Below are 22,641 nucleotides of genomic sequence, written 5' to 3' on the forward strand. Positions count from 1 at the left end.
ATTACATCCATTACTATAACCACGACCGAATCAAACTGAAGTTAAAAGGGCTGAGTCCTGTGCAATACAGAACCCAGCCCTTGAGCGCCTAGCTTTTATACTGTCCAACTAATTGGGGTCAGTTCAGACAGGGGCTTTTTGCATCTTCATTGAGAGTTTTATAAATCCAGCGCCGCGGTCAGATCGCCCGGAGGCTGCGCGCCGCGAGCCTTAAAGGCGGCGTTACGCAATTGAATGCCTTCTAGTTCGGGCAAATCATGCACTTTACTGATAAAGCGGATGATGGAAGTGGTGTCATAGAGGGTGTGATCCACCGTACCTTTTTTGGCGAAAGGCGAAACAATAATGGCGGGGATGCGGGAGCCTGGCCCCCAGCGATCGCCTTTAGGCGGGGCAACGTGATCCCACCAGCCGCCGTTTTCATCATGGGTAATGATCACCACCATGTTTTTCCACTGCGGCCCGCTCATTAAGTGTTGCAGCACATTGGCCGTGTGCTGATCGCCCGATTGCACATCGGAATAGCCCGCATGCATATTTAAATTGCCCTGTGGCTTATAAAAAGCCACTTGCGGCAGCGTGCCTGCCACGGCTGCGGCGATAAAGCGGTTGGAAATCGGGCTGTCGCCCATGCCCGCATCTAATAAATGCGTTTCGCGTGCTTGGGTGCCCGGTGCAAATTGTTTGAAATAATTGAAGGGCTGATGGTGATATTGAAAATTAGGTGCATCTGCGCCGCCTTTACCATCCAGCGTTGCCTGCCATGCGCCGCCATACCAAGCCCAGCTTACTTTTTTAGCTGAAAGTAAGTCGCCGATGGTGTTGTAATCTTGCGGTGGCAGTGTGCCTGGGTCTGCCGGATCGGCCAGAAGCGGATCGCCGCCAGGGGCAGGGGGCACGTAGCTGGGCTGATAAGGCGGGGCCATGGTATTTACGGCGTAGCCATCGGGGGTAATGGCGCCGCTATTGATAAATTTGGGCTTGCCATCCATGGCCGATGCGGGGGATTTGGGGCTGATCGCCAGTTGAAAGCCCTGTGGCCCATCGCTTAATACGGCAATTTTTTCTTTGGCGGGGCTCTGTGCTGCATTGAAGTATTCCGGGGTGCGGCCAGAAATCAAAAACTGATGGTTCAGGTAGGAGCCACCAAATGCCGCCATAAAGAAGTGATCGCATAGCGTGTATTGACGGGCGATTTGCCAAAGATTCAGGTTTTTGGCTCCTTCGCTGTAATGCCCCATGACCAGTGCCCCAGAATCGCCCCATGCGACAAACTGATCATTCTTGCCACCGTTGATTTGCATCTGGTTGTGATAAAACAAATGGCACAGATCGCGGGTAATCACCGATTCCGGCAGCAGTGCCCCGGCCTCGTCTTTGAGTGCAAATGGGGCATTAGGCAGGCCGCTGATTTGTTGCTCATCTATAAAATAACGCTTGCCCGCCACCATCTGCCCGCGTTGCACCAGCCCACCCCAAATTTTAGGCAGGGTCGTTAATGGCTTGCCATCCCTGTCCAGCTGGGGCGCGTATTGTGCGCTGGCTAAAGGTGCGGCCACGCCTGGGAAATTACCGTAAAGATTATTAAAACTGCGGTTTTCTAAGTAAATCACGACGATATTTTTTACTTTATCTTTTAAATGCTGCTTGCCTGCCAGACTGGTTTTTTGAGCGGTGGGCGATTTGGCATCGCTCATCGCAGGCAGGGTATATGCAGCACCTATTGCGGCCAGCCCGCCTAGTAAGCGGCGGCGGCCTGGATCGCTTGGTGCAGATGATTTTGGTTTCTTGCTCATGATGTTGTCCTGAAAAAGGCCGTGTGCGGTTGTTGTGCCTTTATTTCATCATAAGAAGCGGTGGGGCTTAAAGAGATAAGTTCATAAAATTGTAATTTTACTGAAATACAAATGAAATATTGCCTTAGTGATCAATAAACTGGTAAGGCTGAAATTTTTGTTTCAGGTATTCGCCGTGGCTGATGAGTTTATCGGCGTCTTCGCTGTATAGATCGGCGGCGATTTCTGTCAGCTCATTGTGCAGCAGCACCAATTGCTCGGTGAGCAGCGTTTGGGCGGTTTTGCCATCGCGCAGGGTGTGCATTTTGGCAAAGCTGGCGGGCAGCGCCAGATAATTACCTATGGTGGCGGGCAAATCACGGCTTACGGTATTGGCTAGTTCAATGCGGGCGGTGGCAGGAAAAGCAGGGTTGGCAAAGCGCGGTGCCAGTTCATGAATCAGTGCTTGAATCTGGCCAAGGCGGTCGCGTGGCCCGGCGGGCAGGCGTGGGCCAAAATCGGCACAGATGGCGTCGATGGCCTGATCAACCGGCATTTGCGGCAGTTGTTCTAAAATAGGCGGGCGGCTTGGGGGCAGAATCAGCCAGCCAAACAGATAGGCACCGATTGTGAGCGGCAGCCACCACGCGTGGATAATCCCGCCAAAAAACAGCGCCAGCACCAACAGTGCGCAGACGCTGCCAGCGATATTGCGATTGCTGTAAATAAATAGCATCAGGCGGGTCGGCATTACTGGTAGCCCCGGATATCTTTAAACGCGGCTTGCAGGCCGGCTTTGTTGGCGTCAAAAACACGGCCGCCACTGGCTTGGGTCAGCACTTCCAGCTCCTCACTTTTTGCCTCGCCAAAGAGGATGGCAAAAATACGAATATGCTTTTGCCGGGGCTGCAGCGTGCCAAACCATTGTTTGAATTCTTCCAGCGTCATGCCGTCATTATTGATGCCATCGGTCATTAGTAATAAGGAATAAACGCGGTCCGGGTCTTTGCTCTGGCGTAGCAGTGCAGCCTCATACGCGGCTTTAGCAGCGGTATAAATGGCGGTGCCACCGGTGGTTTGCAGCTGGCTGGCGTAATCACTAAAGGCTTGCAGCAGCTTGGCATTGCTGGTTTTATCGCTGCTTAATGACCAAAGCTGCTGGTCTTCTACATGATCTGAAAAGCGCAGCAGTGCAATGCGTTCTCTGTCGCGCAGCCTGGCATAACGGCCAGACAGGCTGCTATCGCCGCCAGCCAAGCCCGTCAGCGATTGGCGCAGTTGCTCAATCCGCGGGCCTTGCATCGATCCGCTGACATCCACCACAAAGGTTGAATCGGCAGGGCGGCGCAGCGTGTTGAGGTAGGCATCCAGCAGGCCGTCTACCACTTCTAGCTTGGCGGGAAAGGCCAGCTCAAAATAATCTTGGCTGGCGATAATGGGTTTGACGGATGCATTCACCGGCAGGCGATAGCTGGCTTTATTCATGGCCTGCTGAAATTCTGCGCCTTTCAGGTAGGCCACGAGTTTGTCGTAAGCGGCGCGCTGTGATTCTTTAAGCAGCATAAAAGGATAATCAGCAGTGATGACGCCATCCTTAGGGTAGATCAGCGTCAGCGGCTCTTTTAAGCGGCTATTCATGCCATGCAATACCGATGCGTAATTGACGATGCCATCCAGATTAGCCGCTTCTTTTTCATACACTTCGGCCAGCCAGCCCGATGATCCGGCGGTAAGGGATTGCGCCTTAGCAAAGGCGGTGAGGGTTTTAAAATCGATGTCTTTTAGCTCCAGCGCGTCGCCCTTACCCGCTACGGCCGAGGCTAGGCCCAAGATCGCGGCAAAGCCGGTGTTTGAGCTGGCGGGGCTGCTCATCGCAAAATGCAGCTTGCCAGCACCTGCTGCATCGGCAATATCACGCCAGCTTGGCGCGTGGTTGGCATCGGCCCAGCCAAGCGCTTTGGCTTTGTTGGTTTTGAGCCCCAGTACGACCGGCGAAATCATAGTGCGCTCGCTGGCCTTAATTCTGGCTTTGGCGGCTGGAGTGAGCAGCGCATATTTATTGCTGGCCAGCCAGGCAAAATCGTACTCCGCCCCCGATTGGATTTGCTCTACGGCATCTAAAGTACCCGCGTATTTCAACTTAAGCTTGATGCCGGTTGCTGCCGTAATTTGCGGCAAAAGCGGCTCGATATCCTTAAGCTCAGAGCCCGCCAACACGGTGAGTGCGTCGTCGTTGAGAAGGGCTGCCATTTGCGGTGTTTTTTCGCAAGCAGTCAGTAAAAATAGCGTGGCAAGCAGCAGGGCAAACGTTTTGCGCATAGTGGGGCTCATTAGCTGGCGATCAAATGGGTTAAAGCTTTACCGGCCCATCGCTGGTGCTGCTGCTTAGCGATTGGCGCACGCTTTCACCCTGTGCCCGGTCTACATAGGTTTGGGCGCGCTCGATTTGCTGGCGGATTAACTCATTATTTTTGCCCATTACGCCGATGGCTTCAGAGCGAAATTTATCCATTGCATCCATTGCGGCAAAGGATTGATCAAACATCGATTGAATCCGCTCAATGCCAATCAGCGGCGAGCTGGCAAATTCACCGGTTTTTTGCACATGGGTATTGAGTGCCTTGCCACTTTGTTCGATCAAATCGCCAATGGTGCCGGACACGCCTTGCAGCATATTCATCACTTCAATTTGATTGCCGGTCGCGCGGGCCACGGTGGTGGCAACGGCCAGTGCCGACATCCCGGTGGTGGCCACGCGGCTGCAGCCATTGGCCATTTCACGGCCGGTCTTTTTTAAGACTTCCATCGCCATATAGCCGTTGACGGTAACGGCCATCTGCGTTTGCATATCGCTGACATTTTGCCTTGCATAAAACAGCACTTCTTGTTCCAGCGCACGGGCGCGCTCGGCATCGCTGGTTTTAAGCCTTTCCACTTCACCGGCCAGGCGCTGGTCCAGCTCGCGGGCAAAGTGAATTGCGGCCCCTAGTTTTTGCATCGCATCCCACAGCTTTTGCTTGATGGTTTCAATCTCGGCGGCGTCTTTCAGCATATCGTCGCGGGCGGCGTGCACCTGCTGTAATGCCGTATTGAGCTGCGTGCCTGCGGATTGAAACTTGCGAAAATATGCTTTGAGCTTGTTACCAAAGGGGATCAGGCCGAGGATTTTATTTTCGGATAATAAATCGCCCTGCTTACCTGGGTTTAGTTCATCCAGCTGGCCGCGTAATGCACCGATGGCTTTAAAGGCCGCGCTATCTTCAACACCCGCCAGATTGCGATCCATAAACCGGCCCGTCATCAGGCCCGCTGCCTGCGAGATTTCTTCTCTGCCCAGATGAAACGCGGCATCCAGCTTTTGTTTAAAGCTATCGCTGCTAACATCTTCAGCCACCAGCGCACTGACAAAGCGGCTAACTTGTTCTTCAACTTTGTTTTTAAGCTCGCTACTGAGCGGTGCCATTTCTGGCGCACGCTCTGCAGGCACCGCAATCACGGCTTCCGGTGGGGTGAGCACGAGGGCTTCTGGGGGCTGCAGGGTATCGCTCATGGTGTGCTCCAGTTGGATGTGTGGGCTTGGGATTACTTCAGCTGGCCAGGCTGAAATTACTTCAGCTGCTGAGCAATGCCTTCAATCATGCGCTCCAGCATTTCAAAGCTGGGCGGGTCGATCACGTCAACAAGGGTGGTGGGTGCTGCGAGCTTTTTCTGCTTTAGAAACTCAGAAAAATGCGCAATTGCGCTGCCCCGATAGCCATACTCGGCAGCGAGCTTTTGCAGCTCAGGATCGTGCTCCAGCGCCTCACCCACCCGATTGCCCGCTTCGGTAAACGGCACCAATACATGCTTGGTAAAAGCGGTGGGTTGTGGATAGAGCAGCAGCATGTCTGGGTTAGGCTGGGGGAGCTTGGATTGGAATTCTAAAAACTGCGATTCATACACCATCACCAGCGGCGCTTTGCCAATGCCCATGCTGGTGTAATCATCAAATGGCCCGGCGGAGCTGGATTCTTGAAACCCTTGCTTAAGAAATAGTGGGCTGACTAAGGGCAATATTTTTTGCACTTCTGCATCGGATTGCACCACATTATTATCATTGAGTAAGTAACTTGCCAGCGCTAGATACATGGCCCCAGAGTTAGACTTACGCACGTCGGTGCTAGAAATTAAAATCGAGCGGCCGCTATCGTAAGCGGTGTTGTTTTTTAGCTCACGCCAGCGTTTACCTGCGCTAATAAACTCCAGTAAGCGCTTCATATCAATAATGTAGTAAGCCCCATCTCGGCGCTGTACTAGGCCGTTGCTTTCCAGCATGGGAATCAGTTTTTGCCATGAGGCTACGGCCATGGGGGTAAAAAAAGGCGTGTAGAGTTTTTGCGCCTTCATCACTTGCTTTAGCCGCAATGCCGCAGGGCTGCCTGCGGGGTGGCCAAAATCAAAGCTTATTAAATCTGGATGCACGGCCATCTCGCGCGAGCCGGCTTTTTGCACTTCTACTTGCAAACCCAAGCGGGCAAAGGCTTGGATGACTCGTGGGTCGCGGTAAAACGGCTCTTTTTCAGAGCCAATTAAGCCACGAGCCAGGGTTAGCTTGCCAGCCTGCGCCGCTGCGCCATCTGTTTTTTGCTTATCGTGAGCAGAAAAAAATAGCCCGATTAAAACGGCTATTCCCAGAATGCCAGCCAACAGGGGGCCAATAATCTTGCGCAAAACTGCTCCTTTAGCAAATTGATGTGCTGTGCATGACTTAAGCCTGACAGGCCGTCAGCGGCTGTTGGCGTGTGGTTCGCTGCCGTAAATTAAAGCTCAATCCGTATTTACTTTCAGTAATTGTAGGTATATAGCGTGAGTATGTTTAAGAATATGCGTGCAGTGTGTTACAAGTAAATGACAGGCTGGTGATGAATTTGGGCGGATAAGGCTTAAGGGGGAGACAAGCAGACGTAAAAATCCACACCGCAGCAGGGCGCCTTCCCTTAAATGGCAGGTCTTGATAAAACATCAAACGCCAAAGCGTTTAAACCAATCCAGCATCATTTTCCAGCCATCCTGAGCTGCGGCAGGGTGGTAGCTGGGGCGGTAATCTGCGTTAAAGCCATGGCTGGCATTGTCGTAAACAACGATATTAAAAGGCTGGGCTTGCGGGCGCAGCGCTTTACGCATTTGCTCTACCGATTCAAGCGAAATGCCTTGGTCTTTGCCCGCGTATAAGCCTAAAACCGGGGCCTTTATTTTTTGTGCAATATCGATGGGGTGCTGCGGATTACTGCTGCTGGTTTGCCCTGTCAGCCGCCCATACCAGGCCACGCTGGCTTTCACTTTGGAGCTATGCGCAGCATACAGCCAGGTAATACGGCCTCCCCAGCAAAAGCCTGTGACGGCAAGGCGTTGTGGATCTCCGCCATGCGTGGCCGCCCATGCTGCTGTGCGGTCTAAATCAGCCAATACCTGCTCATCCGGCACTTTGCTGACTAATTCTTTGACCAGTAATTGCGTATCCGTAAACTGGCGCGGGTCGCCCTGGCGGTAATACAGCTCAGGTGCAATGGCTAAATAACCCAGCTTGGCAAAACGCCTGCAAAGATCCTGAATATGCTCGTGCACGCCAAAGATTTCCTGGATCACGATCACGGTGGGCAGTACCTGAGTGCCTTGCTCTGGCTGTGCGCGATAGGCTGGCATCTCCCCTATATTCACCGGCCCTGCCAGTAAACCCTGGCTGGCTGTCTGAATAGTGGATGCTGCAACCGGCCTGACGGCAAGGGCAAAGCCCGTGGCTAAGCTGGATTTAAGGAAAGCACGGCGTGCGGCTTCAGGCATGGCTTCTTCCAACATAAGCAATCAGTTTCTAAAATGAAGAGCGGCACATTTAATGGGGCATCGTTGATGTATCCGCTAGCGTTTGGCCAGCGGCAGGTGGCCTGTTGCAGGTTTGGCAAATAAGAAGCCTTGAAAATAGCGCACGCCAAAATCCCTGAGCGTTTTTAATTCGGCGGGGGTTTCTATGCCCTCGGCAATAATATCAATGCCTAATCGTGTTGCGGTCAGTAATACCCCGGCCACAATCGCTTGCTTGGCATGGTTGCTATCAATATCACGGGTTAATTCCATATCTAATTTAATGACATGGGGCTGAAAGGTGGCCAGCAAATTTAAGCCTGAGTAACCCGAGCCAAAATCATCAATTGCCGTGGTGAAACCTTGTTTGCGGTATTCGGCAAAAATATTTTTAAGGTGCTGGGTATCGCTGACCTGCTCGCCTTCAGTAACTTCAAACATCAGCCTGCTGGCAGGAAACTTAAATTGATCGCTGGCTTCCAGCGTGGCTCTGATGCATGTTTCAGGGCGGTAAACAGCATTGGGCAGAAAATTAATACTTAATTTGCAGTCTGGTATTTCAACTAAGCCGCAGGCCACAGCCAGCTCGATGGCTTTAACCCTGCATGCCTGATCAAAGCGATAGCGGTTTTCTGCGTTTACCTGCTCAAGGATAAATTGTGCCCCCTAGCCATCGATTCCTCTGACTAAGGCTTCGTAGGCGTAAGGCGCTCCACTTTCTATATCAATAATCGGCTGAAAAGCCATGGTGAATTCAAAGCCCAAATTTTTGGCGTCTCTGCAATCTTTGCAACTGGATGGGCTGAAGGGGGTGGAGAATTGCGTGTTCATCTTGCTCTCCTCTGAGTGAATCATCCTGAACAGACTAAGGGTTTGCCGGTTTACCGCTTATGCCTCGAATTGATCTTTTTTAGCCTTTCTGCCTGACTTTGTTTTTTGTAAGGTTACATACTGTTTTTATAGATAGTTTAGTTATGATGTATTCGGTTTGCATGGGAGGATTACTATATTTGCCCTTATAGGCTTTTTAACCGTGCCGTTTAGTTTTGATATTCCCGCAATAAAGCTTTCACTTTGGGGGCAAGCGGTGAGTCTTTGGGCAGGCGCTGATTCAGTTTATTTAAGTCGGCAGCAATAGTGTCGCATCTGAGTTTATCCATTTCCTGGCTTACTTCTTTATCCCGCTCTGACTGATCACCCCCAAATTCGCCTGAAAAATGCAGGCAATCTTCGGCGCGGCGGATGATTTTTTTTGTTTTCTTGCCGGAGGCGGGCGATGCAGCAGGCGTGCTCTGGCTGCTGATATGGGGTTTAGTAAAAGGGGCTGGGCTCTTATTGCAGGAGATCAGCGTGAGCGCCATCAGCAAAATAAATGAAATTCGCATTGTTTTTAATTTTCAGTAAGTCGTGGTGCCTGAGCAGAACGATTAAGCTTCAATAAAAGTTGTGCCAGACCGTGGCTTGTATTCAGGATGCTCAGGCGTACATTGGCCTTAGGGTAGCCCGTAAGTGATTATGGTGAATGCTGTCAGCCTCAGACAGCATTTAGTGTAGAAGAGTTGTGGAGTTAAGGCAAAGAGAGGAAGGCTTGTTTGGGTTACGCCTGCTACAGTCGCAAAAAACCACACCGCGGCTGACGGTGTGGCTGGGTGGGGGTGATTTACTTGTGCTTTTTCTTGCTGGTGCTGCTGTGTTTCGCTTTAGGCGCAGCTTTGCCTGATTTAGCAGCCGTATTTTTACTTGCCTTGCTGACCTTAGATACCGTTTTGCTGGTCTTTTTATAAGTGGTCGCTTTGCTGGTATTGCTGTGGCTGCCTGTACTTTCCCTGGCTGTTTTAGGGGCTTCGCAAACCTGGTGTTTTTTGCCTTTGCGCTTAATGGTTTTACATACCGGTTTGCTGCTGGCTGCAGCGCTTACTTTGGACGAGCCGGTGTTTTTAGGGACGCTAGCTAACAATGCCGCCATATTAACCGGCGTGCCGCCAGTGCCATCATAGCGGCGGGCGCCGGTAAAGCGTGAGCTCCAGTAGCTTTGATTCAGATTGGTGATTTCAACGCTTTTACCCGCTCGTGGTGAGTGGATAAAACGGTTGTCGCCCATATAAATGCCCACATGCGAAAACGTGCGGCCCAGGGTGTTAAAAAACACGAGATCGCCAGGTTTCAGCTCTTCCTTATCAATGCTTGAGCCGGATTGCGCCATGCCAAGGGCATTGTGGGGCAGGGCGATATTCATTGAGTTTTGAAACACATAGCGCACAAAGCCACTGCAATCGAGGCCCGCTTCGGGCGTGGCGCCTCCCCATTTGTATTTCACGCCAATTAAGCTCATGGCTTGTAAAAGCATGTCTTGCGCAGGGGCGTAATCGGGTTTTACATCAGATTTAGCTTTGCGGGAGCGGGGGGTGTTAGGGGTGGTCGTTGCTGGAGCAGCTTGCTCAACGGCGGGATCGACCTCGATGGTGGGCAGTTCATCGGCATAAGCCGGAAGTGCACAAATGCCCACGAATAATGTGCTGATTAATCTAATCCATTTCATGTGGGGATGATGGCTCTGATTGTGCAGGGGCTAGCCTGCTTTGGGTTGTCGGGGAGTTCGCTATTTAAGCTCAATGGATCAGGTGCCGCATGGGGCATTAAAAAGGGTAAATACCCTGCCTGATTGCAGATTGCAGCATTAAATTTTAATGAACTGTAAGCAGTTGCCAATATTAACATGTTCATTCAGGCAGGAAAATTGGAATACTTGTGTGCGAATTTAGCCCGGCCCTGTTTTGATGGGCAATGCAGATTAACCTGGCTGTCATTGTTCTTCTGTTTGTATTTAATTTGCTTATATTATTTGCAAGTTAAGCCCACTTGAATGCGCATTTATGATAGAAATACTCCGCTGTTTCTCTCCTTGGCCCCCGGCTGTTTTTTATGATTTTTACGGATAAATAAATGCTGAAAGAAACCTTTACCGTGATGCGCGATTTGCCACGGGTGCGTGAAATTGTGGCTGTTCTGGTGCGGCATGGTTTGGGCAATCTGGTGCAAAGACTGGGCTTATCCAAAGGCCTTGAGCGCGCCAGCGATTTACTGCATTTGCCGGGCAATCACGAGGCAGAGCTGCTTGAATCCCCTGTGCGGGTGCGCCGTGCGCTTGAAGAGCTTGGGCCTGCTTTTGTCAAGCTGGGCCAGGTGCTGGCCACCCGGGTGGATATGTTTCCGCCGGAATGGATTGCTGAATTTGAAAAATTGCAAAGCAATGTACCGCCGGTTGATTTTGCGCTGATTCTGCCTGAATTAACCACTTTGCTGGGGCAGGATCCGGCCGGTATATTTCTGGAGCTTGATCCGCATCCCGTAGGCGCAGCTTCTATTGCGCAAGTGCACAAGGCAAAATTATTTGATGGCACCGAGGTGGTATTAAAGATTCGCCGCCCCGGCATTATTCCTAAAATTGAAGCAGATTTACGCATATTGCGGCATATCGCCTCATTAATGGAATTTGAATTTCCTGAATCGCGCCGCTATCAGCCGGTTAAAATTGCCGAAGAGTTTTCTAAATCACTGCGCCGTGAATTAAATTTTTCAACCGAGGCCAGAAACTCCGAACGCTTTGCACAAAATTTTAAAACCCATTTGGATATTGTCATTCCTAAAGTGTATTGGGAATGGACATCAGAAAGCCTGAATGTGCAGAGTTATATCGGTGGCGTGGCCGGTAATGATTTATCCGGCGTGGATGCTGCCGGGCTGGATCGCTGCATTCTGGCATCCCGCGGGGCCGATGCGGTGCTTAAAATGGTACTGATTGATGGCTATTTTCATGCCGATCCGCATCCGGGCAATGTAAAGTATTTGCCGGATAATCAAATTGCCTTTTTAGATTTTGGCATGGTCGGGCGTCTTCCCCATCCGCGCCGGGATCAGATTGTTGATTTGCTGGCGGCATTAGCGCAGCGTGATGAGCATGGCATTTTGAATGTGCTGCTGGAGTGGACAGGCGATACGGTTGTGGATGAAGAAAAACTCATCGCTGATATTGCCGGTTTTATGTTTGATTATGAAAACCTGGCTTTAAAAGATATTCGTTTTGGTAATTTATTAAATGATGTGGTGCAAATGATGCGAGAGCATCAGATTACCCTGCCTTCAGATTTAACTCTTTTATTTAAAGCCCTGATTACCCTTGAAGGGTTGGGCAGGCAGCTTGATCCGAATTTTCAAATGGTTACTCACTTAACGCCGTTTGTAAAAGAAGTGATTCTGGCGCGCTACAGCCCGCGATCATTAATGAAACGCAGTAAAGAGGGCGTATTTGAAGCCGTGCAATTATTAAGCGGCCTGCCCCGGGATATTGGTAAGCTGATTAAGCAGGCAAGGCGGGGTAATTTACGTATTGATCTGGATTTAAAGCGGCTGGATCAGTTTGGCCAGCAAATTACCCGCAGCGCCAATCGCCTGACGATGGGAATTGTGACGGGAGCTTTGATTATTGGCTCGTCTATTGTTATGACTGTGCAGGCGGGGCCTACGATCTTTGGATTACCTTTATTGGGTTTTATCGGCTTTGTGCTGGCCGTATTAAATACAATCTGGCTGGTGCTATCGATTTGGATATCGGGTAAGGAAGAGATTTAATGATTCTGGAATAAGCGCTGTTTCTTTGGTGAAATGCCGCGTGCTCTGTGATTTCTGTGTTTATCCAGCCATAAAAAAATCGCCCCGTGAGGCGATTTTTTTATGGGCAGCAAGGCAGATTACTTGCCGAAATACTTGGCATAAATCTTTTGGTAAGAGCCATCAGCTTTTACATCAGCCAGGCCTTTATTCAGCTTGGCCAGCAGGGCTGCATTGCCTTTTTTAACCGCGATGCCGTAAAACTCTTTATCAAAGCTGGTGTCGTCAATTAGCTTGAAGCCAGAGTTAGGATTGTTGATCAGGTAGTTTTTAACCACGCTGTTGTCACCAATCACTGCGTCTACACCGCCGGATTTTAATTCTTGCAAGGCCAGCACAATGGATTCGTAGCGGCGGATATTGGTATTGCCTTTACCAAAATGCTTTTGCGCCACGATATCGCCTGTGGTGCCGTTTTGTACGGCCATTTTCTTGGTTTTCAGGTCAGCTAATTTTGCAATCGGGCTTTTGGCAGAAACCACGATCAGTTGCTTGGCTTCAAAGTAAGGCGCAGTGAAATCCATTGATTTCTGGCGTTCAGGGGTAATGGTCACAGCTGCAATCACGATATCGCGCTCGCCATTATTCAGCCCCGCAAATAAGCCTTCCCATGGGGTGTTGATCACTTTGATCTGCATGCCGGCTTTGCTGGCCACGGCCTGAATCAGATCGGCATCGAACCCTTCTACTTCTTGCTTTTTATTCAGGGTTTCAAATGGGGCAAGCGTCGCGTCGGAGCCAACGGTTAATACACGTTCGGCGGCAAAAGCGGGCATAGCCATTACACTGCTGGCGATTAAAGCTGCAACTAACTGACGTAAGTTTTTCATTAAATCTTCCTTGTGTACGAGGGATAACAGGATACTTTGCTGACAAATGGCGTCAATGCGGACTAGTAATAATTGCATTGTGAATTTTACCAATTACTGCCTTTACCCCATTGCCACGAGATGCAGAGAGAAAACGGGTTAATCCCAGCGCAATCAGCCAGGCTTCACAGTCAAAATCGCTGATTTCCTGACGCGTTTTGCCCTGATAGGCCGCCATGAGTAAGACAAGTAAGCCTTTTACAATGCGGGATTCACTGTCTGCTGCCAATTGGATATATTCACCTTGCCAGCTGATTTTGAGCCATGCGGTGCTCTCGCAACCCACAATGCGGTTTTCATCATTTAATTCTGTGGCGGGCAGCGGGGCTAAATCACGGGCCAGCTGCACCAGCAGGCGGTTTTTTCCTTCCCAGCCATGTGCGCTGGCCAGCTTACTTTCTATTTCTGTTTTATTCATGGCTGTCCTGTTTTAAGCCAGTAAGGCCAGTGTTTCGCTTAAGCCTGTCAGCAGTGCGGTCACATCGTCTGCGGTGTTGTAGGCGGCAAAAGAGGCGCGCAGGGTTCCCTGCAGCCCAAGGCTGCTGAGTAAGGGCTGGGCACAGTGATTGCCCACGCGTACTGCAATCTCTCTGGCATCCAGAAACTGGGCAACATCATAGGGATGGGCTTCGCTGAAAGCGACTGAAACAACCGGGCCTTTGTGTGCGGCTGTGCCGATCACGCGCAGGCCGTCAATCTGCCCAAGCCCTTGCTCCAGCTGCTGGCGCAAGGCATCTTCATGCCGGGCGATCGCCGGGCGGTCCTGGGCTTGCAGCCAGTCCAGCGCGGCGGCAAAGCCAACGGTCTGGGCGATGGCGGGGGTACCTGCTTCAAAACGGGCGGGGGCTGGGGCGTAGCTGGTGGTTTCAAAAGAAACGCGCTCTATCATTTCGCCCCCTCCCTGCCATGGTGGCATGGCGGCCAGAATTTCGGCTCTGGCCCAGAGCGCGCCTATGCCGGTGGGGCCATACACTTTATGGCTGGAAAACACATAAAAATCGGCATCAAGCGCTTGTACGTCGATGGTTTTGTGCGCCACGGCCTGAGCGCCGTCGATTAATACTCTGGCGCCAAAGCGGTGTGCTGCGGCAATTAAATCTGCGACGGGCAGCAAGCTGCCGATGGCGTTGGAAATATGAGTAAGGCCAACCAGCCTGGTTTTATCTGAAAGCAGTGCATGAAAGTGTTCAGTATCCAGGCTGCCATCACTGAGTAAACGCACGGGTCTGATGATGGCACCACAGCGTGCGGCCAGCATCTGCCAGGGCACAATATTGGCGTGGTGCTCCAGCGTGGTGAGGATAATTTCATCGCCAGCGCGCAAATTGGCCGCACCCCAGCTTTGCGCCACTAAATTGATGGCTTCGGTTGTGCCGCGGGTAAAGACGATTTCATCACTGGAAGCGGCATTAATAAAACGGGCCACGCTGGCCCGTGCGCCTTCAAATGCATCGGTGGCGGCTACGGCGAGGCGGTGCGAGCCACGGTGTACATTGGCATTGGCTGTTTCGTAAAAATGACGCTCAGCATCCAGCGCCGCCAGAGGTTTTTGCGTGGTGGCGGCGTTGTCGAGGTAAATTAAGCCGGGAGCGCGCATCAGTAAAGGAAACTGGGCGCGAAGGGCGTGGGCATCAAACATAGTGGCTCAACAATCTGTACAGGCCGCGATTGTAGCGCGACTAGGGTTTTTTCTCATGGGAAAGAATGCTGGGGCTTGCTTGTAAATGCGGTTGGCATGGTTTTGTGTTTGCACGGAGTGCCAGAGAAATGAAAGACGTGCTGCACGATCTGCGTTTTTTATGCAATGAAGTTGTGAGCGGGCGGGCGCATGGTTTAAGCTTTGTACTTCGACGGCCCAATTATTTTTTATGACAAATCCAACTTCAGTAAGGCCTTACAAGCAGGCAGTGTCTGCGCTGATTGTGATTCACACGCCTGATTTGCAGGTGCTGCTTATGGAGCGGACTGATTTTAATGAGGCATGGCAGTCGGTTACAGGCAGCCGCGAGGGCGATGAATCGCTTGAGCAAACTGCGCGCCGTGAAGTCTTTGAAGAAACCGGCATCGATACGGCTTTATACAAATTACGCAATTGGCAGCAAAGTCACGATTTCGAGATTTTTGAAATCTGGCGCCATCGCTATGCCCCGGGTACCACGCACAATACCGAGCATGTGTTTAGCTTGGAAGTGCCTGCTGCGATGGCAGTGACGCTGGCCGAAGGCGAACATCGCCGCTTTAAATGGGTGAATTGGTCGCAAGCCGCCGAAATGGTGTTTTCGCCATCGAATGCCGATGCCATCCGCAGCCTGCCGGAGCGCTGCTCGCATTAAGTTTGTCTCTTCCTTAAGGCACACAGAGAAAACCTAAAGCACTTAAGGGTTTCTTTGTGTGCTCTGTGTTTTTTAATAAACTAGGACTTATTGCTCAGCCATTTTTTGAGCAGGATGTTCAGCTGCAGTGGAATGATGGGCTTGGCAAGATGATCGTTCATACCGACTTCGGTGCAGGTTTTTTTATGCGATTCCAGCGCGTCTGCGGTGAGTGCAACAACAGGGGTTAAATCGCCTCTTGAGCGCATTTGCCGCGTGGCTTCCAGACCGTCCATGATGGGCATTTGTAAATCCATAAACACCAGATCATAGTGATGGCTGCTGAGTTTGCTCAGTGCCTCTTCTCCATTATTTGCTTCATCACAACTGATTTTTAACAGCGATAACAGCTCCCGTGCCACCAGCCGGTTAATGGCCACATCATCTACCACCAGAATATGTTTGCCTTCAAAGCTTAAGGCTTTTTCTGGCGTTTCCGGGGCTTGTGCTTCTGGGGCTTCAGCGGCAATAGCCAGATCCAAGCTGAAGCTGAACTGGCTGCCAACGCCAGGCTGGCTGCTTACCGTGATGTCCCCGCCCATTAAGTTGGCTAATTTTTTGCTGATTGATAAACCCAGCCCCGTGCCGCCAAATTGCCGGGTTGTTGAGTTGTCGGCCTGAATAAAGGGCTGAAAAAGACGGCTGATCTGTTCCGCAGTCATCCCGATTCCCTGATCGCTGATGGTAAACAGCAGCCGTGTTTCACTCAGGCTGCTCAGCTCCAGCTGTACGCGTCCTTGCTGGGTGAATTTAATGGCATTGCCCAGTAAATTAATCAGGATTTGGGTTAAGCGTAAGGCGTCGCCCTTGCGCCATTCTGCAAATTGATCGGGTAAAACAAGTTGTAAAGTCAGGCCTTTTTCTTCAGCCCTGAAGCGCAGCAGAGATACAACCTGCGTCACAATATTGCGGCAGGAAAAAATCTCATTTTCTAAATTAAGGCGCTCTGCCTCGATTTTTGAAAAATCCAGAATATCGTCAATGAGCGCAATTAAGGTATTGGTGGATTGCGTCAGCTTATTCAGGTAATCGCCTTGTTTTTCATTCAAGTCCGTATGCTTCATCAGATGGGCAATGCCATGAATCGCATTGAGCGGCGTGCGGATTTCATGGCTCATATTGGCGAGGAAAGCGCTTTTGGCCTTAGTGGCTGCTTCGGCCGCTTCTTTGGCGTGATTCAGCTCGGTGATATCCATCATGGTGGCTTCAATATGGCTGGGCTCGCCTTCGGTGTTGTACAGGAGGCGGCTGGTTGTCAGCACATCCAGAACATGGCCGTTGCTATTGCGAATCTTAATGGCGTAGCGGCTGACTCTTTCGTGCTTCAGTATCATTTCTTGTAATTGTTTTTGTTCCTGTGGGTTTTCAAAAAAGCAAAGCGCACTTTGGCCAAGCAGGGCTTCTGTGCTGCCAACGCCTAGGATATCCAGCATGGCTGAGTTAATGGCGAGAATTTTGCCGCTGGCCAGCTCGGTTTTCATATACCCCGTCAGCATGCTTTCAACAATGGCACGAAAGCGTGATTCGCTCTCTCTGAGTGCTTTTTCAATACGGTTTCTTTCTGCTAATTCATTTTCTAAGTGCTGGTTAACGGCGCTGAGTTCTTGGGTGCGAATTTCAACACGGCTTTCCAGCTCATCATACAAGCGCGCGTTTTCCATCGAAATAGCGGCTTGCGTTGACAGGGCATGAATGACTTCCTGCCTCGCCAATGTGAAAGTCCCTGCCGCAAGTGGGTTTTCAAGGTAGTAAACGCCAAGCAGCACGCCCTGCTTGATAATTGGCCCGCACAAAACAGATTTAACGCGGGTGTTGTGCACATAGGAATCACGCTGAAAGCGCTCGTCTAGGCCTGCATCATCCAGTGCGACGGTTTCTAAGGTGCGCCAGACATACTGCAGGATAGAGGCCGCAACCGGCAGGCTGTGGCTGTTTCTGGGTCGTACGGTGATGGTGTTGTTTTCAATAATCCCAACCGTTTTCAGCCGGGGCTGGCCGTCTTCTGCCAGAATCAGCGCGCCCATTGTGGCACCGGCGCTTTCGATCATTAGCTCGGTTAAGCGCACCAGCAGCGGGTCGAGTGCCAGCTCGCTGGCAATGGCCTGCGATGCTTTCAGCACAACGGCAGAAGAGAGCGCCCGGCCATGAAATACGTCTTCTTCGGGCGGGATAAATTGCCAGACTGCGCTGTACTCGTGGCTTAAAGCTTTGGCCAGCCCCAGCGCGCCCCAGTGCTGCAGGCTGGAAATTGCGTTTTTAAGGTGGTGGGTGGCATAAATGGGGTAGCCGTGCTCAACCCATAATTTACAGGCGTGTATTTCCGCCAGCGCCATATCCTGCGTAAACCCTTGGCTGCGTGCTGCAGTTACTGATTGATGACAATAGGCAAGGGCGACTTCGTGCTGGTCATTGAGCTGCGCAATCTGAGCATTGAGCAAAAGCAGTTTGTGCGAGAAATTTGCAGGGCAATCATGGCTCCATGCCGCCAGTTGCTCGCGGCAGGATTCTATTTCTTCCCGCTCTTTTTTAGACGGTGAGCGATTGGCAAGCCCCATCGCTAGGCACCAGAGCGCGTCAAAATTGGCAATAAAGCCCATGATGTAACGGCTGAGCATCAGCCCTTGGCGGGCATGCTGAATCACTTCTTCGTAACGCCCGGCAAACAGCATGCGCTGGGCGCGGTAGATATGATAAAAGCACAGCGAAGAGCGGCTGTCTCTTTGCTCGCATTCCTGTACAAAAATGGCTTCGTTGGGTGTGTTGCCATCCCATGTATCGGCAGTGAAAGCCAGTACAGAAAAATGTAAGGCATTGAGGGTGTCGATTGCCCACTGGTTTTTGCTGGCGATCGAAGATTGCAATGTTTGCCCGATACGCTCGCTTAATTTAGACAAAGGCAAGCCGCTGATATAGCGATGCAGCACATCGGCGCAGTAGAGATAACCGGTGAACTGCTGATCCCCCGTCATCAGGCCTGCATTAATGCTGTCCTGAATCAGTGGTAGCGAATCATGCAATGGCTTTACCCAGGGTAAGCAGCCTACCGCATAGGGCCAGCCTGTTTTACATTTAAGCGCCTGTGCATCCAGCGGGTTAATCAGCTGATAGCCCAGGCTGGCAAACTCAAAGCCGCGCTGATGCTGGCCAAACAAGCTGCCCAGTAATACACCAAACGTGCCATAGCCTTTGCAAATCTCTATCGAGTTGCCGTGTTCCAGTGCGGTAAGCACCATGCGGGAAATAATAAAGGGGTAGTAGCGAGGATGGCCAAAAGAGGTGGATGTATCCAGATTAAGCAGCGTTTTTTGGATAAGCTGTTGGGTCGGGTCACTCAGTACCGGCAATTGCAGCAGATCGGCCGGGCTGCGGTTTGTCATTTTTTCTTCGATTTTGGCGAGGATTTCCTGAAAGGCCGCTTCGGGGTCATTGGGCCAGACTAAGCCCAGTAATTCCAGCGCTTCTTTACCCGCTTCAATAGCGCCCTGGTAATCGGCGCTGAGTGTTTTGCCGATGATTAACAGGTTCTGAAACTCTGCTTTTTCTCTGGCCGTATGAAGCTGCGGCACGGTGTTCAGAATAATGGCTTCTGAGCCCGCTAAATCCCCAGAAAGAAATGTCGCTTGTGCCTGTGTGTAGTGCATGCGCAGCCGCAGCGGGTAGTCGCAGTCTGCATGCTCGTATTCATTCAGCAGGCGCTGTGCATTATCGGCAAACTGCCTGGCGCTGGCGTAGGCGGCAGAGGTAATGGCTTTGGTGGCCGTTTGTAAAAATAAATCGGCTAAATAGCGGTTTTGCTCCGCATCGCCAGCTTGTAAAAAGAGATCTAATCCTGCGCTGAATTGCTGGGCAATAATAAACAGCTGTTCCTGAAACTGTGTGCCAACACGGTTGCTGGCTAGGTGGCGGGCAATGCGTAAATGGGTTTCCTGCTGCTCTGTATCGCTGAGTAATGAATAGGCGGCTTGTTGCACTCTGTCGTGCATAAAACGGATTTGCCTTGGCTTGCCCGCATCGGTCGGGATTTCTGTCATCAGCTCGGCCTGGCGTAATACATGCAGGCTTTCATTGGCTTTGGCCTGAGTCAGCCCGGTAATGGCGGCCAGATCACTGAGGCTGCATAAATTACCAAAGCAGGCGGCCGCGCTGGCCAGTGCCTGCACATGGGGAGGCAGCCGGTGCAGCTGCTCAATCACAAGATCGACTACGTTTTCGGCCACATTGTGGGTGGCAAGGCGGCTGATATCCCATACCCACATCCGTGTTTCTCTGTCCCAGGAGATAAACGCTTCATCAACCAGGGTACGCAGCAGCTTACCCATAAAAAAAGGATTGCCGCCGGTTTTTTTATGGATCAGGTTGGCAAGAGAGAAAGTGGGCTCGGTGGTGTGCAGGATATCAATTAAAAAATCGTTCACCTGTGCGGGCGTGAGCGGAGCCAGCTCAAGCAGGGTGCTGCGTACATTTTGTGTTTGCCACTCGGCCTGCGCCAGCAGCAGAGGGTGGCCGGAAACCACATCGGTATTGCGATAAGCGCCGATCAGCAGCAGGTGTTTATTGTGGATATTGGTGAGCAGCTGGCCCATTAAATCCAGGCTGGCCGGGTCGGCCCATTGTAAATCGTCTAAAAACAACACCAGTGGCGACTGGCGGTGGCATATCCCCTGAATAAAATCTATCAGCGTTTTGTTGTAGCGGTGGCGCAGCTCTGCCGGGCCCAGCTCGGCAACAGGCGGCTGTGGCCCGATCAGCCACTGCAGGGCAGGAATGGCATCAATTAAAATTTGTGCGTTACTGCCTACAGCGGCAAGAACACGTTTTTTCCAGTGATCGGTATTGGGCTCGGCCAGCCACTGGCGGATCAGCTTGTCAAACGCGCTTGATAGTGCAGCGTAGGGGATGCTGCGCTGATACTGATCGAATTTTCCTTCAATAAAAAAGCCGCCCGACATGATGATGTCGGGCCTGAGTGATTGCACCAGCGAGCTTTTGCCAATGCCAGAGTAGCCGGAAATAAGCACCACTTCAGCGGCCTGGCTCTGGCTGCGGGCGAAGGCATCAAGCAGGCCCAGCCTTTGGTAATCCCGGCCATAAAGCGTGTTGGATGAATGAAGTACGCCGGGCTCATCGTCTTCGCCTAGTGGAAACGCCACGGTCAGCCCGTTAGACAGCCGGTCTGTACAGCGTTGTAAATCATGCGCAAGGCCCGCAGCGGTGTGGTAGCGCTTTTCGGGGATTTTTTCCAACAGCTTCATAATAATGGCGGAGAGCGCCAGTGGCGTGTCAGAGATTTCATGGGGTGGCGTGGGTATTTTGGCCAGATGTGCGTGGATTAAAGACAGCGTGTCATTGCTGTTAAACGGCAGTTGCCCCGTAAACATCCGGTAGCAAATCACACCCAGCGTGTATAAATCGCTGCGTGGATTCACATCTGAGCGCAGACGGCCGGTTTGCTCCGGGGAAAAATACGCGGCACGGTGTTTTTGCGGGTCTGTTTCACCGCCATCGGCCATGCCCACAAAGCGAATGCTGTGATCCGGGGCGATGATAATGTGATCTGGCCATAGTCTGCCATGCGGTTTGCCGCTGGCGTGCAAAACGGCCAGCGCCTGAGCAATGGCGGTGGTGCGCTGAAGTTTTCTGGCTAAGGTGATGGCCTGCTGGAGGGTGGTGCTGGCGCTGTGCCCTGATTCGCTGATCAGGTCTTCTAAGGTGCGGCCAGGGCAATCGCTTAAAACCAGCACCATGGATGCGCCATGCTTGAATAAATCAAGTACCTGCGGCGTATGTTTGGTCTGGAGCTGATCGAGTATTTCCCGTTCACTGTTTAAGGTGATGCTGGCCCTGGGGAGTGATGCAATACGCAGGATGCAGGCCGTGCCGTCAGCGCGGACGGCGCGAACCATGCTTCCTGTCACATCTTGATACAGTGTGTTTTTCAGACTGTAGCCGGGAATGTCCACACTTACTCCAAGGGTCTGGCTGGAGGCGTTTGTTCTGTTTAAGGTGAAAAACCACCTTCGCTTAGTCAGCAATCAAAAGGCCTGCAAAAAAAGGTACAGGCAGTGGTATCGCTCCTTAGGCGGGGCTGCTCTGAGCAGCGCTTAGCCGTCAATGATCTTTAAAGTTCAAGCGTCATTGCCATGTCAGCAGGTGTGGATTTTACTCATAATCAGCCATCTGCCGTAATTTTGAGTACCAATTCACGTAATACTTTATTGGCATCTTCATTGGCCACCTGGCAGGTGCCGGCGTTTTCATGCCCGCCGCCGCCGTATTCCAGCATCAGCTCACCAATATTGGTTTGTGAGCTGCGGTTAATAATGGATTTGCCAGTGGCATAAACTGTATTTTGCTGATGCAGGCCCCACAGCATATGAATTGAAATATTGCATTGCGGGTAAAGCGCATAAATCATAAACCGATTGGTGGCGTAAATTGTTTCTTCATTGCGTAAATCAAGCACCACTAAATTATCGTAAATACGGCTGCAATTGATGAGTTGTTCTTTGGCTTGCGGTGCGTGCTCAAAATAGACTTCAATTCGTTCCTGTACATCGGGCAGGGCCAGAATATCTTCGATGCCATGGCTGCTGCAGTATTTAATTAAATCCATCATCAGCTGATAGTTGGATATTCTGAAATTCTTAAAGCGCCCCAGTCCGGTGCGCGCATCCATCAGGTAATTAAGCAGCACCCAATCTCTGGGGCTCAGGATTTCTTCGCGGGTGAATTCGGCTGAATCTGCTTTATCCACCGCAATCATCATATCGTCGCTGATTTTAGGAAAAGCCGCTTTGCCGCCGTAATAGTCGTAAACCACCCGGGCAGCAGAGGGCGCCTTGGGGTCAATAATATGATTGCTTTTTTCCCCGGCATTACGAATGGTTTCGGAAAAATGGTGATCAAAGGATAAATACGCACCCGCCACATAGGGCAGATTGGTGGTGATATCTGTGTTTGTAATGGCGATTTTGCCGTCCTGCATATCTTTAGGATGAACAAATAAAATATCGTCGATCATATCCAGCTCAGTTAATAGCACCGCGCAGACTAAACCATCGAAATCACTGCGGGTAACGAGGCGGTATTTGGGTTCTGACATGGCGCTATTTCCTTACG

18 protein-coding genes are annotated in these 22,641 nt (G+C 51.3%); 3 read left to right on the forward strand and 15 right to left on the reverse strand.

What is annotated here, in order from left to right:
• A partial coding sequence (locus tag CSQ88_RS10585) for an IS3 family transposase (RefSeq protein WP_143449393.1) occupies positions 1–92 on the forward strand: 92 nt, incomplete at its 5' end.
• Positions 93–158: 66 nt separating this feature from the next.
• On the opposite strand, the gene CSQ88_RS10590 is transcribed toward CSQ88_RS10585, so the two are convergent.
• The 10 genes from CSQ88_RS10590 to CSQ88_RS10630 form a co-directional block, all read right to left on the reverse strand.
• Positions 159–1,796, reverse strand: coding sequence for an acid phosphatase (locus tag CSQ88_RS10590; protein ID WP_099398075.1), 1,638 nt, complete (start codon positions 1,794–1,796; stop codon positions 159–161).
• Between the two features lie 124 nt (positions 1,797–1,920).
• Positions 1,921–2,526, reverse strand: coding sequence for a hypothetical protein (locus tag CSQ88_RS10595; protein WP_099398076.1), 606 nt, complete (start codon positions 2,524–2,526; stop codon positions 1,921–1,923).
• Positions 2,526–4,094, reverse strand: coding sequence for a substrate-binding and VWA domain-containing protein (locus CSQ88_RS10600; protein ID WP_180273627.1), 1,569 nt, complete (start codon positions 4,092–4,094; stop codon positions 2,526–2,528). Before CSQ88_RS10600 ends, CSQ88_RS10595 begins: the two co-directional genes overlap by 1 nt.
• 31 nt (positions 4,095–4,125) lie before the next feature.
• Complete coding sequence (locus tag CSQ88_RS10605; RefSeq protein WP_099398078.1) at positions 4,126–5,325, reverse strand: toxic anion resistance protein; 1,200 nt, start codon at positions 5,323–5,325, stop codon at positions 4,126–4,128.
• A gap of 56 nt (positions 5,326–5,381) precedes the next feature.
• Positions 5,382–6,485 (reverse strand): hypothetical protein, encoded by a 1,104-nt coding sequence (locus tag CSQ88_RS10610; RefSeq protein ID WP_099398079.1) that lies wholly within the window; start codon positions 6,483–6,485, stop codon positions 5,382–5,384.
• A 291-nt stretch (positions 6,486–6,776) separates the two neighbouring features.
• The gene (locus tag CSQ88_RS10615) at positions 6,777–7,595 is read right to left on the reverse strand and encodes a dienelactone hydrolase family protein (protein ID WP_257212558.1); all 819 of its coding nucleotides are present in this window, start codon (positions 7,593–7,595) and stop codon (positions 6,777–6,779) included.
• Between the two features lie 75 nt (positions 7,596–7,670).
• Positions 7,671–8,192: an EAL domain-containing protein gene (locus CSQ88_RS10620; RefSeq protein WP_337680669.1), complete on the reverse strand. Its 522-nt coding sequence runs from the start codon at positions 8,190–8,192 to the stop codon at positions 7,671–7,673.
• An 87-nt stretch (positions 8,193–8,279) separates the two neighbouring features.
• Positions 8,280–8,444: a hypothetical protein gene (locus CSQ88_RS23365; RefSeq protein ID WP_257212559.1), complete on the reverse strand. Its 165-nt coding sequence runs from the start codon at positions 8,442–8,444 to the stop codon at positions 8,280–8,282.
• Between the two features lie 209 nt (positions 8,445–8,653).
• On the reverse strand, positions 8,654–8,998 hold the full coding sequence (locus CSQ88_RS10625; RefSeq protein ID WP_099398081.1) for a hypothetical protein: 345 nt from the start codon (positions 8,996–8,998) through the stop codon (positions 8,654–8,656).
• A gap of 275 nt (positions 8,999–9,273) precedes the next feature.
• A complete protein-coding gene (locus CSQ88_RS10630) occupies positions 9,274–10,152 on the reverse strand; it encodes a C40 family peptidase (protein ID WP_099398082.1) in 879 nt (292 codons plus the stop codon).
• 404 nt (positions 10,153–10,556) lie between these two features.
• Here CSQ88_RS10630 and CSQ88_RS10635 point away from each other — a divergent pair, with 404 nt between their 5' ends.
• Complete coding sequence (locus CSQ88_RS10635; protein ID WP_099398083.1) at positions 10,557–12,242, forward strand: AarF/ABC1/UbiB kinase family protein; 1,686 nt, start codon at positions 10,557–10,559, stop codon at positions 12,240–12,242.
• A 119-nt stretch (positions 12,243–12,361) separates the two neighbouring features.
• On the opposite strand, the gene CSQ88_RS10640 is transcribed toward CSQ88_RS10635, so the two are convergent.
• Genes CSQ88_RS10640 through CSQ88_RS10650 form a run of 3 tightly spaced genes read right to left on the reverse strand, consistent with a single transcriptional unit; the run spans position 12,362 to position 14,789 of the window.
• On the reverse strand, positions 12,362–13,111 hold the full coding sequence (locus tag CSQ88_RS10640) for a basic amino acid ABC transporter substrate-binding protein (RefSeq protein ID WP_099398084.1): 750 nt from the start codon (positions 13,109–13,111) through the stop codon (positions 12,362–12,364).
• 52 nt (positions 13,112–13,163) lie between these two features.
• The gene (locus tag CSQ88_RS10645; protein ID WP_099398085.1) at positions 13,164–13,568 is read right to left on the reverse strand and encodes a SufE family protein; all 405 of its coding nucleotides are present in this window, start codon (positions 13,566–13,568) and stop codon (positions 13,164–13,166) included.
• 12 nt (positions 13,569–13,580) lie between these two features.
• Complete coding sequence (locus CSQ88_RS10650) at positions 13,581–14,789, reverse strand: aminotransferase class V-fold PLP-dependent enzyme (protein WP_099398086.1); 1,209 nt, start codon at positions 14,787–14,789, stop codon at positions 13,581–13,583.
• 229 nt (positions 14,790–15,018) lie between these two features.
• Here CSQ88_RS10650 and nudB point away from each other — a divergent pair, with 229 nt between their 5' ends.
• A complete protein-coding gene (gene nudB / locus CSQ88_RS10655; protein ID WP_099398087.1) occupies positions 15,019–15,483 on the forward strand; it encodes a dihydroneopterin triphosphate diphosphatase in 465 nt (154 codons plus the stop codon).
• Positions 15,484–15,563: 80 nt separating this feature from the next.
• On the opposite strand, the gene CSQ88_RS10660 is transcribed toward nudB, so the two are convergent.
• Positions 15,564–21,425 carry an AAA family ATPase gene (locus CSQ88_RS10660; protein ID WP_099398088.1) on the reverse strand — a complete coding sequence of 1,954 codons (5,862 nt, stop codon included), beginning with the start codon at positions 21,423–21,425 and terminating at the stop codon, positions 15,564–15,566.
• A gap of 266 nt (positions 21,426–21,691) precedes the next feature.
• Positions 21,692–22,624, reverse strand: coding sequence for an exopolyphosphatase (locus tag CSQ88_RS10665; RefSeq protein ID WP_099398089.1), 933 nt, complete (start codon positions 22,622–22,624; stop codon positions 21,692–21,694).
• Positions 22,625–22,641: the final 17 nt, after the last annotated feature.

This window comes from Iodobacter sp. BJB302 (assembly GCF_002735645.1).
Taxonomy (GTDB): domain Bacteria; phylum Pseudomonadota; class Gammaproteobacteria; order Burkholderiales; family Chitinibacteraceae; genus Iodobacter.